Origin of the sequence: Winogradskyella luteola (assembly GCF_019203985.1) — a bacterium.
Classification (GTDB): Bacteria; Bacteroidota; Bacteroidia; order Flavobacteriales; family Flavobacteriaceae; genus Winogradskyella; species Winogradskyella luteola.
The window spans coordinates 138,563-156,401 of sequence record NZ_JAGSPD010000007.1 but is presented as its reverse complement, the minus strand read 5'-3'; the positions used below and the strand labels follow the sequence as shown (position 1 = coordinate 156,401).

The 17,839-nt window shown below is 30.8% G+C and carries 13 protein-coding genes; 5 read left to right on the top strand and 8 right to left on the bottom strand.

Annotated features, from left to right (window positions below; translation table 11 throughout):
• Positions 1-12 precede the first annotated feature (12 nt).
• Both KCG49_RS10255 and KCG49_RS10250 read right to left on the bottom strand, forming a co-directional pair.
• The gene (locus KCG49_RS10255) at positions 13-2,415 is read right to left on the bottom strand and encodes a TraG family conjugative transposon ATPase (protein ID WP_218546324.1); all 2,403 of its coding nucleotides are present in this window, start codon (positions 2,413-2,415) and stop codon (positions 13-15) included.
• Between the two features lie 270 nt (positions 2,416-2,685).
• The gene (locus tag KCG49_RS10250) at positions 2,686-2,973 is read right to left on the bottom strand and encodes a hypothetical protein (RefSeq protein WP_218546322.1); all 288 of its coding nucleotides are present in this window, start codon (positions 2,971-2,973) and stop codon (positions 2,686-2,688) included.
• A 175-nt stretch (positions 2,974-3,148) separates the two neighbouring features.
• On the opposite strand from KCG49_RS10250, the gene KCG49_RS10245 reads away from it, so the two are divergent.
• From KCG49_RS10245 to KCG49_RS10230, 4 genes are all read left to right on the top strand, one after another.
• Complete coding sequence (locus tag KCG49_RS10245; RefSeq protein WP_218546320.1) at positions 3,149-3,802, top strand: N-acetylmuramoyl-L-alanine amidase family protein; 654 nt, start codon at positions 3,149-3,151, stop codon at positions 3,800-3,802.
• A gap of 168 nt (positions 3,803-3,970) precedes the next feature.
• Entirely contained in the window at positions 3,971-10,429 is a 6,459-nt protein-coding gene (locus KCG49_RS10240; RefSeq protein ID WP_218546319.1) for an NACHT domain-containing protein, read from the top strand.
• Positions 10,383-11,087, top strand: coding sequence for a hypothetical protein (locus tag KCG49_RS10235; RefSeq protein WP_218546317.1), 705 nt, complete (start codon positions 10,383-10,385; stop codon positions 11,085-11,087). Before KCG49_RS10240 ends, KCG49_RS10235 begins: the two co-directional genes overlap by 47 nt.
• Before the next feature lie 26 nt (positions 11,088-11,113).
• Entirely contained in the window at positions 11,114-11,845 is a 732-nt protein-coding gene (locus KCG49_RS10230) for an AbiV family abortive infection protein (RefSeq protein ID WP_218546315.1), read from the top strand.
• A 1-nt stretch (position 11,846) separates the two neighbouring features.
• On the opposite strand, the gene KCG49_RS10225 is transcribed toward KCG49_RS10230, so the two are convergent.
• The 6 genes from KCG49_RS10225 to KCG49_RS10200 form a co-directional block, all read right to left on the bottom strand.
• A complete protein-coding gene (locus KCG49_RS10225; RefSeq protein ID WP_218546314.1) occupies positions 11,847-12,965 on the bottom strand; it encodes an exonuclease/endonuclease/phosphatase family protein in 1,119 nt (372 codons plus the stop codon).
• 13 nt (positions 12,966-12,978) lie between these two features.
• On the bottom strand, positions 12,979-13,635 hold the full coding sequence (locus KCG49_RS10220; RefSeq protein WP_218546313.1) for a P-loop NTPase family protein: 657 nt from the start codon (positions 13,633-13,635) through the stop codon (positions 12,979-12,981).
• Entirely contained in the window at positions 13,619-14,266 is a 648-nt protein-coding gene (locus tag KCG49_RS10215; protein ID WP_218546312.1) for a hypothetical protein, read from the bottom strand. The genes KCG49_RS10220 and KCG49_RS10215 overlap by 17 nt, the downstream gene beginning before the upstream one ends.
• Before the next feature lie 6 nt (positions 14,267-14,272).
• Positions 14,273-14,554 carry a helix-turn-helix domain-containing protein gene (locus KCG49_RS10210; protein ID WP_028283588.1) on the bottom strand — a complete coding sequence of 94 codons (282 nt, stop codon included), beginning with the start codon at positions 14,552-14,554 and terminating at the stop codon, positions 14,273-14,275.
• 279 nt (positions 14,555-14,833) lie between these two features.
• Entirely contained in the window at positions 14,834-15,658 is an 825-nt protein-coding gene (locus KCG49_RS10205) for an RteC domain-containing protein (RefSeq protein WP_218546311.1), read from the bottom strand.
• A 193-nt stretch (positions 15,659-15,851) separates the two neighbouring features.
• On the bottom strand, positions 15,852-16,562 hold the full coding sequence (locus KCG49_RS10200) for a helix-turn-helix transcriptional regulator (RefSeq protein WP_218546310.1): 711 nt from the start codon (positions 16,560-16,562) through the stop codon (positions 15,852-15,854).
• Between the two features lie 296 nt (positions 16,563-16,858).
• Here KCG49_RS10200 and KCG49_RS10195 point away from each other — a divergent pair, with 296 nt between their 5' ends.
• Entirely contained in the window at positions 16,859-17,839 is a 981-nt protein-coding gene (locus KCG49_RS10195; RefSeq protein ID WP_218546309.1) for a D-cysteine desulfhydrase family protein, read from the top strand.

The window sequence follows — 17,839 nt, the reverse complement described above, 5'->3', positions numbered from 1 at the left end:
TTTTCATTGCTTTTAATTTTTAGATGTGAATTGAATTATTGCTTTTTGCATATCGTGATGCTCTTCGTAGAGCTTCATGATGTCCTCATTTTCTCGTCCATCGGTTAAATAGGCTGCATACACTTCTTTAGGAACTTCGAGCCTAAAAATGTTGCTTTCCTTTCCGATTTTGATGAACATTTCGGTGTACTTTCTTTGTCCAGAGAGATTGTTTTTTATAGATTTTAATTGGTTTAAGTCGTGGCTAGAAAGATTGAGTCTTTTAACCAGTTCATCATAACCTTTTTCATTATTCAGACTGTAGATAACTTGAGTGTTTTCTAATATGCTTGCGGATGTTGAATTATTCGGAAGTTGATTAATGGATTGTAGAATAATTCCAATGGCGCCATTTTGCTTTCGTATGGCTTGATAGTAGAACTCGACACTTTCCAATACGTTTTCAAACTTCAGTTGTTTAGCAAACTCATCGAATAAGATGATACCTTTTTCAGCTCTGTTTTTCCAAATGGTTCTTTGGATGGCAGATTTAATCAGCTTCAACATTACAGACAGGATTTCCTTGTTGTCCTTTACTTCGTCGAGTTCAAAAACAATTAATCGTTTGTCTTCTATTTTATAAGTTTGGTCTTCGCTGACCTCAAATAGAAAACTATATAGACCATCGCCAACATACTCAGACATCACATGCAGAAAGCTTGTAACATTAAAGTAGTCGGGATGGATTTTTAATGTGCTCAGAAGATTTTCCTGGTGCCTTTCTATAAAGTTGTAATAACCTTCCAATGAATGATTTTCTGAAGTGCTATTGTAATAATGGCGCAGTATCTTTTTAACCGAAACTGATTGCGCTTTAGTTACTTTTAAATCCGAAGCAAACAATTCAAAAAGGAATACAGATAAATCCTCTAACCGTTCAGGTGTTAAATCTTTTACGTCACTAATGTAAAAGGGATTGATACCTAAGTTTTTTCCGCTTTCATATCGTAATACGGTATATTTTTCAGGATAGAGCTTGGCGAATTTGGTGTAAGAACCACCCAAATCTATAATTACTAGACGAACACCACTTTCAAAATATTGGCGCAGAATGTTGTTGGCTAAGAACGATTTGCCTTCGCCTGTTGGTGCGAAAATGGCAAAATTTCTAGCCTTGATGCGTTTCTTTTTTTCATCCCAAACATCTTTTAATACCGGAATGTTATGTTCTCTGTCATTAAAGATGATGCCTGTTTTATCAGATTTGTAATTGGTATTATTGATGAACAAGCAAAGCGCATGTTTTAAATCGGTTACGTATAAATCATTGTTTGAAAAATTAGAAGAGAAGCAACAGTAACTATTTAGGATGTAATTTTTGCGTTCTTCGCCTCTTGGATAGTAAGGGATGATATCCAATTCCTTAAATTCGGTTTTAATTTTGGAAGTTATTTTATCTAACTCTTTAGCATCCTTAGACCAATACACAATATTGAGATGACCACGTACAATTCGTGAATTATCATCTGCATTGATTTGGTCCAAAATGTGCTGAATTTTACCAAGCACCACTTTGTTCTGTGAACCAAAATTGGAACTCTTATTGAGTTCCTCTATTTTCTTATCGAGTAGTTTGCGCCATTTCTGTTTATCATCTAAATATAGAATCTGGTTAACAATATGATTTTCATTAAGTGTAAGTCCTAGTCCATCGATAAATCCTTGATGAAACACAAAATCATCCGAAGTGAATTTCTCATTGGTTTTGCTGCTCTGAACATTTTCGCCAAAGCATAATTCGCTGTTGATGGCGAGCGCATCAAAATGGTTTTCGCCTATATTGACGCTTTTCTTTTCCAATAAAATATCGGTATCAAAGCCCTCATTGAAACCATTAAAATAACTACTTGTTAATTGCTGAATATCTTCCGATTTTAATGGAAGAAATTCTATTTTTCTACTGTTATTTACAAAGGAAACCGAATCGATTACAGCGTTTGCGAAGCTCTTAATGTTATCGTCCAATTCTTTTACAATGCCTTTTGAAATTTTTCTGAAGGGATTGACGTATTTTGGATTGTTAAGAGCTTTGTTTTTGGTTAAAATGAAGAACAAATAACATTTGTGCTCTATATGTCCGCGCCCTTTGAAATGCTCGTATGTGGCTTTTTCTAAAAAGGTGGTATTTGGAAGTTGTTCTGAAGAATACGTTTTTTTAAGGTAGATGTCCTGTTTGTGAACTACAGTTCCAATAGGTAATGATTTCAAAGCTTGAAACCAAGCACCATGCATATCCTCAAAATCCTTTTCGGACAAGGAATAGATTTCTGGCAGATTCCCTTCATAGCATAAAACCACATTGCCATTATTGGCAAATACGATATGGTCTTGAATATCTACAATAGGTTGATATGCTGAAATATTAATCTTGTTCATAATCGAAGCCGGAATTTCTTTTGTTGCTTATAATTCTTGGGAAGGCTTTTGCCATCTGAAAAAGTTGTGGATTGTGGGTTATGCGCGTCAAGGCAACATATAAGGCTGAATTGAAAATCAGAATGCCAATTATCAACACAAAACTGAAAGAGAAGATGATAATTAATAATGATGCTAATATAGAAACCATCATTAAGGCAAATAGGGAAATGGGCAAGCCAAAAATGACCGCCCGTTTCCTAATGTTTTTATAGACCTCGTATCGCTTCATTAAACAACTATTGTTATTAAGTAAGTGAAGATGCCTACCACAGCACCAGCGATGAGAACAAATACTAAAACACGAGTAATACCTTTTTTAAGGTCTGCGTTTTCGCCAAAGAAATGACCAGCATTAAATAGAAACCCAACAAGGAAGATGACACCAAGAATGATGGGGAAAATGGTTCTAATGGTATCTGAAACATCGTTTACAGAATCTTCAATACCACCAATTTGTGCAAAGCTTGACGCTGATGTTAGCAAGAATGCGAGTAAGATAAAAATTGATTTTTTCATAATTATTTGGTTTAGCCTGTAGAGGCAGTTTCTAATTTTATTTTGTGAAATCTATTATGAAATGAAGTTGATGGAAGAAAATCTCTAAATTTTAACGCTAATTGGTGTTAAACTTTTGAAGATTATTAAGGAAGTGATTGATTTCTTGAATATTGTGTAATCTAAAACGATTATTATGAGCACATTAAATCAAATTACACTCTTACTATTTTGTCTAGTTTTTTTAAAAATTACTTATGCACAAAATGGTAAAGTCCAAGTAAGGAATCCTATTGTAGTTATAGATCCTGGACATGGCGGAAAAGATGCTGGTGCAACAACCAGAACTGGTATAAAAGAAAAAGATATTGCTTTGGGTATTGCTTCTAAAATAGTAGTGCTAAATAACAAGTTAGTTGAAAATCCTTTAATGTTATATCTCACTAGATATACAGACACATTAATATCTCTAGGCGATAGAACGGAACTATCCAAAAAACTTAAAGCTGATATATTTATTTCGATACATTGTAATCAAGCTATAAACAGAACAGCATCAGGAACAGAGGTTTTCATTCATCCTAAAAGTGAAGTGCAAGCTGAAGAATCCGCCTATTTAGGTTTTACTATACAAAAAGGATTAGCTGATATACTTGGTATTAAAAACCGTGGATTGAAATATGGAAACTTCCAAGTGCTTCGAGATAGTTCTAACAGTAGTGCAAGTATTCTTTTAGAACTTGGGTTTTTGTCTCAAACTGATGAGGCAATATATTTAACTAAAGAAGAATCTCAAAGTGCTGTTGCTTTGGTTATACTTCAATCGATTATTAAATTTTTAGGATTATGAGTGAGTTTATGATTGCTCTTGTAAAGAGTATAAAGGAAATTGTAAAAGCTTTATTCTTTGAGATTTATAAGAAATTTAAAAAGTTGTAAGGCTCTTATTAATTAATCAGTTATTGTCGTTTAATACTTTTTAAAATCCTTATTTTAATCAAAATATTTAGTGGATTAAATGAGTAAAAACAAAATTAAGCACATACAAGATGCTGATATCTCTAGTGCTGGAGATGATTTTCATATTCTTTGGACGATAAAAAAGTCTTTAGAACTATTAAACTTTAATGACTTAGGTGTCAAGGCCATCAACATTGAAGGTGTTGAATTGTCAGAGTCAGAGCAATTAGATCCAACAGGGAAAAATTTACTTGGAGTTGATTTAAGTGAATATTATGGTGCGGATAATTATATTGAAGCGAAAAAAGTTATTATCTCTCAGTTAAAATATAGTACACTTAGAAGTAATAAGAATTATACATTAGGAGAATTATGGTTAGGTAAAAAAAGCAAATCTACTGAAGGTTCATTAATTCATAGGTTAGCAAATATATTCAAGATTTATTTAGATGAATTTGGTAGAGAGTCTGTGTTAAAAAAAGTACATATAAAATTAGTCACTAATAGAAACTTTAACACTAATCACCTCAAAACTATTAATGATATCAAAGCTTATCTACTTAAAAAGAAAGGAAAAGTAAGTTTTAATGCGGTACTTAAGAATAATCCTGAAAATAGCGATTCATTAAAAAAATTATTTGCTGCTTCCAGATTAAAAGTAACTGAATTTACTGATTTTATAAGGATACTAGATTTAGACGATTGTGGGACAGATTCAAGGCTTAATCTGAAAATTCAACAATATAAAGCTATTTCTAGAACAACATACAATTCAAAAATTCAATACAATCAATTACGCGATTTAGTTTTTGATAAAATGATGCCAGAAGCTAGAAGCAGGAGGAAAATTACGCTTACTGATGTTATCGCAAATTTAGGATTTAACGATGGCAGTATAGAAAATTTATTCCCTGTTTCTCAAAGTTTGGAGGATAATAAGAATAGTGTTTTAAGAGAGCAATTAGAATCAATAAATTCTGAGATAGCTGCAAACATGGATTTTATCCCAATATGTATTCATGGTGGTGCTGGGATTGGAAAATCTACCATAATCCAACAAATACAAAATTACTTACCAGATAGCAATGAATGTATAACCTTTGATTGCTATGGTTCTGGTTCATATCAAAATGCTGAAGATAATAGACATTTACATAAAAATGCATTAACACATATATCGAACGAAATTGCTAAAAAAATAGGAACAGATTTTTTGATAACATATTTTCCTTTACAGAGTGATGTTTATGTGAAAGAATTCAAGAAAAGAATTGTACATGCCGTAGAAATTTTAAAACAAAGAGATATTAATGCTACTCTTACCATTATTATTGATGCAGCAGATAATAGTATCACAGCAGCTAGCAATAATGCAGAAAAAAGCTTTGTACATGATATTTTAAATATGGAAATACCTTCAGGGTGCAATTTAATAGTGACTACTAGAACACATCGAAAAGAGTCACTTAATTTACCAGAAGATTATATTGATATTGAGTTAGAACCATTTAGTATAGAAGAAACGACTCAGTTTATAAAAAAATACTTTCCAGACATTTCAGATACAGAAATTTCTGAATTTCATAAATACACAAATGGTATTCCTAGAGCTCAATTTTATTCAATCGATTTGAAGAAGAAAGGTATAAAGGAAGTTATAAATTTTTTAAAACCAAACGGAAAAACAGTAGAGTTACTTATTCTTGATAAGATTAAAGAAGCTAAAAAAAAGGTATCTAATAAAGAGAAAATAATAATAGATGATTTTTTTAGCCTTTTAATTGGATTACCAAGACCTGTACCCATAAATTATTTATCAGAAATATTAAATGTCGGTCAAAGTTTTCTATTAGATATATCATCTGAAGTCTGGACTGGACTTATATATGAAAATAATAGTTTTGAATTTCGAGATGAAGATTTTGAAAATTATATTCGAGATAATTATTCACTAAGTCAGGAAAGACTAACTCAAATAACTGAAATTTTTCTTAAAAATGCAGAGAATGATAGCTATGCTTCAGTTAATTTGGGCAACTTACTTTTTCAGTCAAAACAAAACCAATTATTAAAGGATATAGTTCTAGAGAGAAAGTTCTTATTACTTCCAGAGGACCCAATAAAAAATAGAGCTACTTATATAAGTAGAACTAGATTAGCAATGAAGGTGGCTAATACTGTTGATGATAATTTAACTTATTTTAAACTCATATTTATCGCTGCCGAAGAAGCTAAAAAGGAGAAGGCCTTAACTGCATTATTAATTGATTATCCCGATTTAGTGTCAGAATTTGGAGATGATACTTCGCTTAATAAACTAAAACTCAATTCAGATGAAAAATCATGGGCTGGCTCATTTCACATGAAGTTAGCAGGTGTGTATTCAAGGAAGACAGAGAATCAAAAAGCTGCTTTAAAACATTTAAAAACAGCTAAAGAATGGCTTAACTGGAGAAGTGACTCTGTTAAGAAAGATGATTTACATAAATACCCTATTTCAAGTAAGGATATAGCTTATTACACAGAAGCAGTTTTAAGATTAGTAGGTGTTGACGAAGCATTGAGTTCAATTAATAGTTGGACACCTAGAGATGTGAGGTTGTCTGGGGGAAACTATTTAATTGAGAGCTTATTTTTATTAAGTAATAAAACTGAAGTTAATAAATGGTTTAAAATAGAATCTTTGAGAATTGATGCTAAGATATTTGTTGTTGCCAAGGCTTTTAAGTTTGGGATACATCAAGATTTTGAATTAAAGGTAATTGCTAGTGAAATTGAAAAAGTGCTATCCAGAAAAATAATTAAGTTCAATATTAAATTCAGACAAATACTTGTCGATTTTTGTGAGATATTGATATCTAATGATATTGACAGATTGTTGGTAAATAGTATTCTAAAGCATATTAAATATGAGTTGCCAAATTATATTCCTAGCTTTTATCGAAGACATGGTAACGATGATGATGCAAACAAAATAAATCTATTTTTAAAGATCAAATCTTTAAAAGCTTTTATTGATAATGGATTATTGTCTGTCGAGAGTTTACTTCCAAATAAATTTGACGATCTTGAAAAGATTGAGGATTATGAAAAGAAAAATTCTTTAGAAAGAGAGAAAAAAGAGTTTACTAGTTTCTATAATCATATTCTACCAATCTTTCAATTAAATATAGATTTTGTATCCAAAAAAATCACGAATGAAGAGGCAATAAAAAAGTTTGGTAATATTTGCGAGTCTTTTTCTAGAGATTTTGGTTTTAGGCACGAAAATGGGTATAGTTACCAAGAAAAAGTAAATTATTTTGCTAGCCTATTAGCCAATTTTGCTGTAAAAATTAACAATAATGATTTAATAGATTTGCTCATTTCATCATTGGATAGTAACGCAAGTAAAATAGCAATGAGATTTTGGATTGTAGAAGAAACAATATACTCAAAAGGCTTTCTAAATAAAAATCTCAAAATACTAAGTGAAATTGATGAACTAATTAAAACTGGTTCAAACCCTTCATCACAAAGAATAGAAAGTTATATTAAATGTGCTTTGATTAGCCGAAAGATAGACTTTACTTCTGGTAAGTATTACTTTAATGAAGCTATAAAAGCTACTGAAGAAATTGATTTTGAAGTCTTTTCTAAAATCAGTTGTTTATCAGATTTAGCAAAGATAGGTTTTGAAAAACCAGATCCTAAACTTGCCCATGAGTACGCTAGGTTTACAGAATATAGTGATTACATGCTAGAAGGTTATGATAAAAAACATTTTCCTTTTAAGAATGCTTTGTATGGAATCTCGGATATCAATTTTAATTCAATGTTTACAACAGCGTCTAGATGGCATCATAGAGGTGTAATTAGTTTGTCTAAATATATTGTTGCTATTTTAAAATTTTCTCTAAAGAAAGGTAAGATTAATCATGTTGTAGCAGGTTCGTTAATTCCAATGTATCAGTATAAATATTATACAGATGAATCGATTGAGCTTTTTGATATGATTTTAACAAAATACGATGAATCAAGAGACATAACAGGTAAAACTAAATTTGTTGAAATAATTTATAGAGATTGCTTACTTCATAAAAATAAAAGTACTTTAAATCATATTTACAATGCAATTAAGTCAGGCGCATTTGTTGAAATGCAAATAATCCAAAAAATTGAAACGTACTTAAACTTTAGAGAAACAATTGAAAAAGAAAAAGAAAGCACATATTCTAATGATTTTGATAAAGAAAAACATGTTCATGAGATAGATCTTAGCGGTATTGATATAAGTTCGACAAGAGACTTGGAAAAAGCTATTAGTACTATAATTGAAAATAACGACAGTTATTCTAACAGATGGAAAATAGATATTTTTTTGATCGAGATAAAAAATAATTGTCAGCCTAAGGATTATACAAATCAATTGGATGCTATTGTGGATATAGACTCGGAGCTTTTAAGTTTCTATTCGTTTGAAGATGCTATTAAAGAACGACTAGAGGAATGGAGTTATTATCCCTCTTTAAAACAATGGAAAAAAGAGAAATTTAGGTATGTTATTCTAACATGGTTTGAAAACTTTGATTATGGTAATTCTCTTAGTATCGGTAAGTTGTTAGAGTTTGCTAAAATGTTTGATATTAACGAAACTCAATTAGGAGAAATCATTCTTGAAATTTTACCAGAAAAGATAGAAGTATTAACTGATGAATCTATATATAGTGTATTTTTCTTAATCAAACATAGGCTCACTATAAAAGATAATACCGAAATTTTTAATTGGGTTTTAACGAGATGGAATAAAAACATAAATTTCGATTTTAGAGATGGCTTATGGAATGATAAGATGATGCCACCTTCAGATACCGACGAAGCTATTGCAAATATTTTACGATTATATCTAGGATTGCCAGATAAGGAACTAAGATGGGAAGCAATTCATAGTATAAGAAATCTAGTTAATCTTGGTAATAAGAGTGTTCTTAACTATCTAATAAAAGCTCAAAATGAAACCAATTGTAGTCCATTTCAGAATGAGGAATACATTTTTTATTGGATATCGGCCAAATTATATCTTTGGATTGCAATAGATAGAGTAAGTGCTGAAGTGCCTGAAAAACTTGTGGACTTAAAAGAATTTTTCATCAAAGAACTTCAAAATGAAGAATTACCACATGTGTTAATTAATTTTTTCATTAAAAGGGTCTGTCAGAACTTATTAAAATATAATGATAAGATTTACAATAAAGATGAACAACTAATAATTGAAAATGCTTTAGTAAGTAAATTTGATAAAGTAAAAGAAGAATCGTATTCTAGAAAGCAAAGAAGATATAACTCGACTTCAGATAAAAGTTGGAGATTTGATTTTGATGGTATGGATGTCTTACCTTATTGGTACAGTAATCTTGGAGATATTTTTAATTTATCTGAATATGATGTCGCAGATATAGCTGATAAATATATTGTAGAAAAATGGGGATATACAGGCGATATAAATAAAGATGATTATACTCGAAATTACGATTGGGGATTAAGAGATAAAAGAAAAGGTAGCAACCCACAAGTTGAAAGTTTAGACACCTATTTTGAATACCATGCTATGTTTTGTGCTGCAAATGAGTTGCTAGAGAAAGAACCTCAATTAGTAAAATATTATGATGACGAAGATGATTACGATTCCTGGGACTATTGGCTTAAATCCAAAGCCATCACTTGGAATGATTTTTGGGCTTCAGATTTACGAGACCCATTACCATTATTAGATACGTTTTGGAAAAATGAATATGATAAATTTGATAAAGAGTGGAGAGATACAATTCATGAAGGTAGATTTGATAAAGAAATAGGTTTTTCGGAATTTTATGACGAAAGGTTTATTATTCCTCACGCTGGGTTTACACGTCATATTGGCGATAATAGTGAAACCGTTTATATCCGTTCAGCTCTAGTTTCAGTCAAAGGTTCTGAAGCTTTATTAAGAGCTTTTCAGAGCGCAGAAGATCAGCATGATTATGCTTTTCCAATAGAAAATGATGGAGAGCGTTTTGAGGTTAAGAATAACGATTTCATCTTTAAAAGTTGGTTAAAAGTTAATGACACGATATATGATGGCTTAGACAAGCATGATTCTCTAACGAAAAGAACAGGTAAAAGTATCATTACTTTTGGAACAAATGTTCAAGAGGCTTTCCAAATTGAATTTAGTGATGATTTAAAAATGGCTCAGATAAATGATGATAAAGTATCTATATTAGAATTTTGGGATGAAACAAGTGATAGTAGATATAGAGATGTTAAGAACATTGAAAGTTCAGGAGAAATATTAAAAGTTGATATTCATTTCATTTTGAAAATTTTGGAAAAGAAGAATTTGAATATGATTATAAAGTGTCAAATAACCAAACAACTTAAGGAAAGTCAATATAGGAGCGATAATAGGAAACAGCCTTGGGAGCATACTAAAATTTATTTATTAAAAGCGGATGGAACAGTCAAAACACTCAGAGGAAGAGATTTTAAAGTTAGGTAAGAAGCTAATAAAAGAATTAGAATTAGTTTATACAGGAAATACCTTAGCAAGATGGTTGGCTCATTATCTAGCTGAATTAATCAATGATATTGATAAGTGTGAGTCTAAAGAGGAAAAAAACAACCTTCAAAGAGAATGCTGCAATATAATATTAGAAATATGGGGGAAAAGAGAAAGATTACCGATTGAAAAACCTACTGAAAAACTAAAACCAATAATTGATGTTATTTCATTACTCAAAAAAAATGAACACCCTTTTATTCGTCATAGGTTTTTAGATAAAAAAAATGGATCAAAGAATAGTAATTCAAGCTGGCTTAGCTTTTTGAAAACAGTAAAAAACAACTCTGAAAGAATATACCGTAAATCATTAATTTCAATGATAAGTGAGGAACTTTTGGAAAAAGATAAAGAATGGATTGAAGAGCACGGTAGTTTTTTATCGGATGATGAAAAGAGCGTAGTAGAATATTTAGATTCAATAAGAGAAATAACAATTTCTATTCATGGCGAGGAAGAGAAGGAAGAAACTGAAAAAGAAAAAGTTGAAAAATTATTTAATGAGCTTGAAGAGCAGTTAAATGAGCAAAAAGAAGAGTTATTGGCGCTAAAAAAGAAAATATTCAATGCTCTAAAAAAGAAAAATAAAAAGCTGTAACATCTTAAATTTAGCTAATTAATAAAATGCAAGAAGTAACTTTTATAAATTTATCTAAAAAGGATTCTAAAGATTTAAACAGAGACATTTTTGAAAATGCAAAACGTTTAAAATCTGATTCTTCAGTATTAGTTGATGTAAATAAATCATATAGCAGCGCAAGTTCTTTACTTATTTTGAGTTCCGAAGAAGTCATAAAAGCAATATTGGTATTATTGCATAGTCATGGGTATAGAGTGTATTTACTTAAAGATGCTAAAGGATTTTTTAAAAATCATGAAATAAGACATTCGCTTCAAATGCTTATTGAAACAGGAATGTCTCTATTTGATACAATTGATAGATGGGAAAATAGAAAACTCAAAAGGCAAATTCCTAACACGAAAAAGAAATGGCTTAATAATACATTGCAATTTTTATCAGATGCATCATTTGTACTATCAAATGTTAGTTCGGCTATTAGCAGGATTGAGGGCATTAAAAAGTTTAATGACCTAAAAAATGCTGGTTTTTATGTAGATTATAGAGATGAAATTTTAATTCCACAAAAAACTGTCAATAAAGAGGATTATAATTCGATCTTAGATACATCGAACCGACTGATTATATTTTATAAACAATTGAGAATTTTATTTCATCCTTCAATCGCAAACCATTTGTCAAATGATAAGATTGAAGAAATAAAAAATGGTCTACATACCTTCATAAATGAAGCTTTAAAAGACTTTTCTTTTAAGGAGATAAATAAAATTAAGTAGTTTAAATGTCAATATTCCCCCAAACCAAAGGATGCTCACTAGCAGCAACATTTTTATTAGAAACAGATTTGTAGATAGACCATTGCGGATGCTTTTCTGGCCACATCGCTTTTCGATTTAAGCCACTATCCTTCATTTTATCAAATAGAGCTGGAGAGAACAACATGTAATCTTTTTGCTTAATATTTACACCCATTCTGTAAGCGCCCAATCTAAAATAAGTACCATCATTACCCTTATCGATATCAACTTCAAAAGAGAGATGTTTCGTAATATCTTTTAGATCTGTATCCTGAATTAAAGGCGATAAAGAATTACAATAAGATGGCGCGTTAAATGTGCCTGCGATGATAACATTGGTTTTACCTTCAGCTATCATTCTTTTATAAACTTCAGCAATCTTGCACACTTGTTTTTTTCTAATATTATCAGATTGCTTTCTGTCTTTAGAGGATTTTTTTAAATAGGCATTTAATAACCAAATAGTTTCTTTTGATGGTGTACTAATTTCATATTCAATCAAATTTTTGCCATCATCATTAGTTGCTGCATTGATATTATGAGTTCTAACAGCTTCTAGATTATAGCCTTGTCGCAATGCTATTCCCATTTCTAAACTATTCATGTCGTTGCCTTGAATCACAAAAGAGTGATTAAAAGGTTTGCAGTCAAACTCTGGTAAAATGAGTTGGTTAAAATCCTCAAACGATGCTCTGTCTTCAATCTCTTGTAATAGTAAAATATCTGGATTTACATTGGCGATGACCTGAGCTTTATGTTGTGTGGACTTTGGATGTATAGGAACGGTTTGAAGTTTTATCCATCCATTCCAATCTGTGAGATTTCCAGCTTTATTGTCAATAGAATGGCTAAGACCTTTCATAAAGAGAAAACCTGCTTTTCGTCTTAAAACCGCATAAGGTCGAGGACTTGATTTTTCAAAGCCTATTAAAAATGAGAGTTCTCTAATCCGATCTTGTTGGTTTAATGATTTAGAAGGTTTGACCATGAGTTTGTCAAGCTCTATTGTCCAATCGACAGTTAAATTTTTGGTTAATTTTTCTAACAGGCTTCTGTCTCTGTGAAATAAGTTCTGAACATTAAAAGTTGCTATTTTCATAATTTCTAAGTTTTTATTTTCGTTTATCGCTAGTATCTTGATCGAATGCTACGAGGTTAAATAATTCTCGCATTCTGCTTCGGACTCTATTGCCATATAAATCTTCTAATTCTTCAGCATTTAGGTTTGTAGTTCCGTGTGTTTTTATATGATGGTTTATAAAAAGTTCATGACGTGATAGTAATATTTCGCCCATGACGTTACAATCCTTTCCGTAGTGTCTTCCAATGGGTTCTACACCTAAATCATCAAAACAGAAAAACTGCCTACAGCCATAGTCTTCAATAGTTTTGTAACCAATGTGATTGAAACCAAATACGATATTCCTGGAAGGAATTAGGATGTATGGTTTTTGCAATGGAACGATATTTTTTAGCAAAATCATTAAGCTCGTTTTACCACAACCAACAGGTCCGGAAAGTAAAATGCCTTTGTTGGGATCAATCTCGTTTTTTTCACAGTTTTCTTTATCTTTTATAAAATAATGGCAGAGTTTTAAAATGATTGGACGGTCTTCTTCGTAGATTTTAAATTGGTTACCAAAGAGCATTTTTCCTTTAACATCGAGGTAGATTAAGATTTTTTCAAAATCGTATATCACTTCTTTGCCATCAAACGTGCCAATGTCATATGTTTTGTGTTCTTCGACTATTTTACAAGGGTTGACCATAATCTTTGTTTTTATTGGTTCTCAGGTTGTCCTTTTTTTGAGGAACTGCATCTGCAGTTTCAAATTCGTTGGCTTTTAGTATCCAATTACTCGCTGTAGCATGCCAATCTTCAATTTTTATTTTGCCACCAATTTTCCATCCGATGCCTTGATAATGGTTATAGAATTTCTTGGCTTCATTAGCAGGCCATTTTTTCTTTTTAAAAAAATCAATCACTTCAAATTCATTTTTTGGTAGCTTAGTTTTATTTATGTTTTCTATTTGTTTATTAATGTTTGTATTATGTATCAATGCTTGTTCACTACTTGTTTCAAACTCATTCACAACTTGTTCAGAGGTTGTACCGAAATTGAACAACTTGATTTTACTGCCTTTATATGGATTGTGTGAAGGGAAATATTTTAGATAATTCCATGAATCCATCTGTTTTAAACAGCGATGATAGGTTGCTGTCGAACCAATTTTTGAGAGTTCCATAACTTCTTGCCTGTCTATGTAAAATTCTTCTCGAAATCGGTTTAAATTCCAAAACTGAAACAAAGCCATATACAAGCTGACATGAGTTGTGTTTAGCCTTTTGTCTGCATAGAATTTTTGAAATACAGCATTGAGATGTTTTATATAATTCATACATATTTATTCCGTTTTATGATGCACACGGTTGTTGTCCATAACCTTTTGGATTTCTTCGGAATCATAAAAAATAATTCCACCAACCTTTGTATAGGGTAGTGTGCCTTTAATTCGAAGATTCTGGAGAGTGCCAGGGCTAATTTGCAGTAAGTCCATGAGTTCTGAAGATTTTAGATATTTCTTCAGTTTACCTTGTGCTTGTTTACTTAATAGTTTTTTGATGTCGTCGAGCAATTCAAGTTTAAAATCTCTGAGATCATCTGTAGTAATAATTGTTGCTGGCATAGTAGAACTATTTTTAGAAAAGAACTACCATTTTTCTTTCAACTAAAATGATAGTCCTTGACCTGATTTGACTTTCGTTCTACAAATTTGAATAGTATTGATGGATTTTAATCACAAGTTGAACCTGATACGGTCAAAATTTAACAGTATAACATTTGCTGTTATTTGCTGCGATTTGATTGTGTTTTTTTGGTTTTAGTGTTTGGAAAGTAAGCGAGTTTAATAAAAAAAATAGAAAGCAGGAGGTCAACCATATGTGGTTAAAATTATAGGGTGTTTTTACTCTTCAGAATTTTCCATTTGTAGAAGTAACCCATTAGATAAATCATCTAAGAATTTAGTTCTACTTATTTTACGAGATTTAATTTCTGAGAATATTTTATAGAAGTCGCCAAGGTCAAAATGTAATACGCTTTGTAGTGCAATAGCAATTTCTTTAATATCAATATTTCCATTATTTATAACACGATTGTAATAAAGTGCATAGATTAATTCCGTTAGTGCAGATTTAGTTGATGTCCATTTTAGGTTTGGATTGTCTATTAAAATAGAAGGTTTTTTGGTAATAAGTTGAAGTTTATTTTTTAGATACTCAATAAGTAGCTTGTAAGCTCGTATTTTACCTAAAAGCATATCACGTGGTGTGCTAAAATCGGGATCTTGAAAATAAAATTTTGATGATGTAATTGAGAAACTATCTAAATGGCCTCTGGTGTAATATTGCGTATCAAAATGTTTAAGCTTGTGTTCTACATATTGGTTAAAGTCAATGTTGTAAAGGTAAAAACGGTTGAGTTTTCGAAGTTTTTTCTTTAATACCTTTTCTTGTTTCTGAACTTCTGATTTTGGAAACTGAAGTTCAAACGACCTTATTTCAGTATAATAAATGAGTTGGATTAAAGAGACTTGCTTCTGGTGTTTGAAGAATTCTACTTCCTTGACCACCGAATCAAAATCATTTTCAATAATGGCTTTTTTAAAATCATTTAATGTGTTTCGTGATAATATGATAATTTGTCTGGATGTATCGAGAATAGGTAAAGAACGTTGTTCAATTTCTTCTAGTTCATTAGCGTAAATAGAATTGCGTAAAGTAAAATCCATCACAAAGGTTTAGTTATGCACACAGTAGCCAATAGATTTTCTATTGGTTTTTTAGTAGTATTTGGTCGGATTTAGGTTAGTTTAATAAAGATGGTTAGAATCAGACAGATTAATGACTATAAACTGTGTAAATTTTGCGTATTTACTATGTGAACTTTATACACAATTCATAAATGCTATTGAAATTAGTTTATCAATTCACTTTATCAATAAGTTCTTGCCTGCTCGAACAGTTTGATTTGTTAAAGATATTAGAAGCGTGCTTTCTAACTGTGCCATAGGATATAAACATGTTTTCAGCTATTTTTTTATAACTGTAGCCTTCTATTATCTGAAGTACAATTTCATTTTCTCTATTTGTAAGGCCGTATAGGTCTGCAATATCTTGATCTAATTTGTAGGTGTTCTTTAAACGATATAAATAGCTGTTTACTTCCATTATAGTCACGAAAAAGAATGATGACGTCATTATGGAATGTGTTATAGGTTGAAAATCGCCGAAATAAGTTAATGCAGGAAGCATAACTAAAGAGAAAATTGAGCTTAAACCTAAATCTGTTTGGATTTTAAAATAGCGGTCTCTTTTAGTTTTCTTTTTAATCACTAGAAAGAAATACACAATAAAAACTATGGAAAGTATAGTAGGGAAAATTAGAAATAGACTTCTAGCGAAATCTAGAGAGCCTGTATAGTAATAGGGGATTACAAAAAGTAATGCAAAACAAAGGGAAAGAATGATAATTAAGTTCTTTATTTTGAAAAATGTATTTGGTGTTTTAATATTAAATTCTTTATATAAATACCAAACTAGATAGATGCACATTACAATTGAAATTGAATAAGTTATTATGTATTGAAGGAATCTAGGACCAGGAAAGTTATCGTCTGGTAATAAACCATTCAAAAGATTATATAGTAGAAAAATAATAGCTAAAATTAGATATCGATACTTAGATTTAATGTTTTGACGCTTACCAAATCCAATATTAAAAAGTTGAAAAATTATGATTATGCTAATAACTATGCACAAGAAAAGCACCACCCAATGCATAGAAGAAGCGTAGGTGTATTCTGGGACAAATCGATATTTTTGAATTAAGTAAAACATATAACCACATGTACAACAATATTTTAACTTAAAATTCCGAGAGTACTAAATATAACTTATCTTAGTGTGAATCAAAAATTATAAAGCGTAAAATGCTGAATAACAAGTATAAACTAGGTTTTTTCCCTACGGCTTTGGAGAGAATGGATAACTTATCCAAAGTCTATCCAAACTATAATTTGTATATCAAAAGAGATGATAATTCAGGTTTAGCATCTGGCGGAAACAAAGTAAGAAAGCTTCAGTTTTTTATTTATGAAGCTTTAAGTAAAGGATGTGATACGATTATTACAGCTGGAGCCCAACAATCTAATCATTGCCGACAAACAGCAGCAGCTTGTGCTAAAGCAGGACTAGAATGCCATCTACTGTTAGGTGGTAAGAAGCCTAAAAATTACAATGGTAATTTATTGCTTTCTCATTTATTAGGAGCTAAAATTCATTTTACTGGAGATAATAGAAAAGGGGAAGATATAATTAAATTAAAGCAAGATTTAGAAGTACAGAAAAGAAATGTTTACGAAATTCCTTATGGTGGATCTAATTTACTTGGAGCTTACGGCTTTGTAGATGCTGTTAAAGAATTGAAGGAACAACTTTTAGAAAATAACTTGAAAATCGATTACATTTTCTTTGCATCAAGTTCTGGCGGAACACAAGCTGGGCTTAAACTTGGTATAGATTTATACGATCTTGATATAAAACTAATGCCAATTAGTATAGATAAAATTGGTTTAGGAGATAAAACACTAGACGATGTTGTTTTAGAGATACTGCATCAAGGTCAAAAAGAATTGAGTATTCAAAAAACATACTCAATTAAAGATGCAACACTTATTAGAGATTATGATAAACCTGGTTATGGAGTAATTACTGAAAACGAAAAGATGGCCATAAAGCAATTGGCTCAAAGTGAAGGTATATTGTTAGACCCTGTTTATTCTGGCAGAGCGTTTTACGGAATGATAGACCATCTTCAAAATAACAAAATTGAGAAAAACTCTAATGTGCTCTTTTGGCATACAGGTGGTTTGCCGGCAAATTTTTATTATTCCGAAGAGCTTTTAAAATAA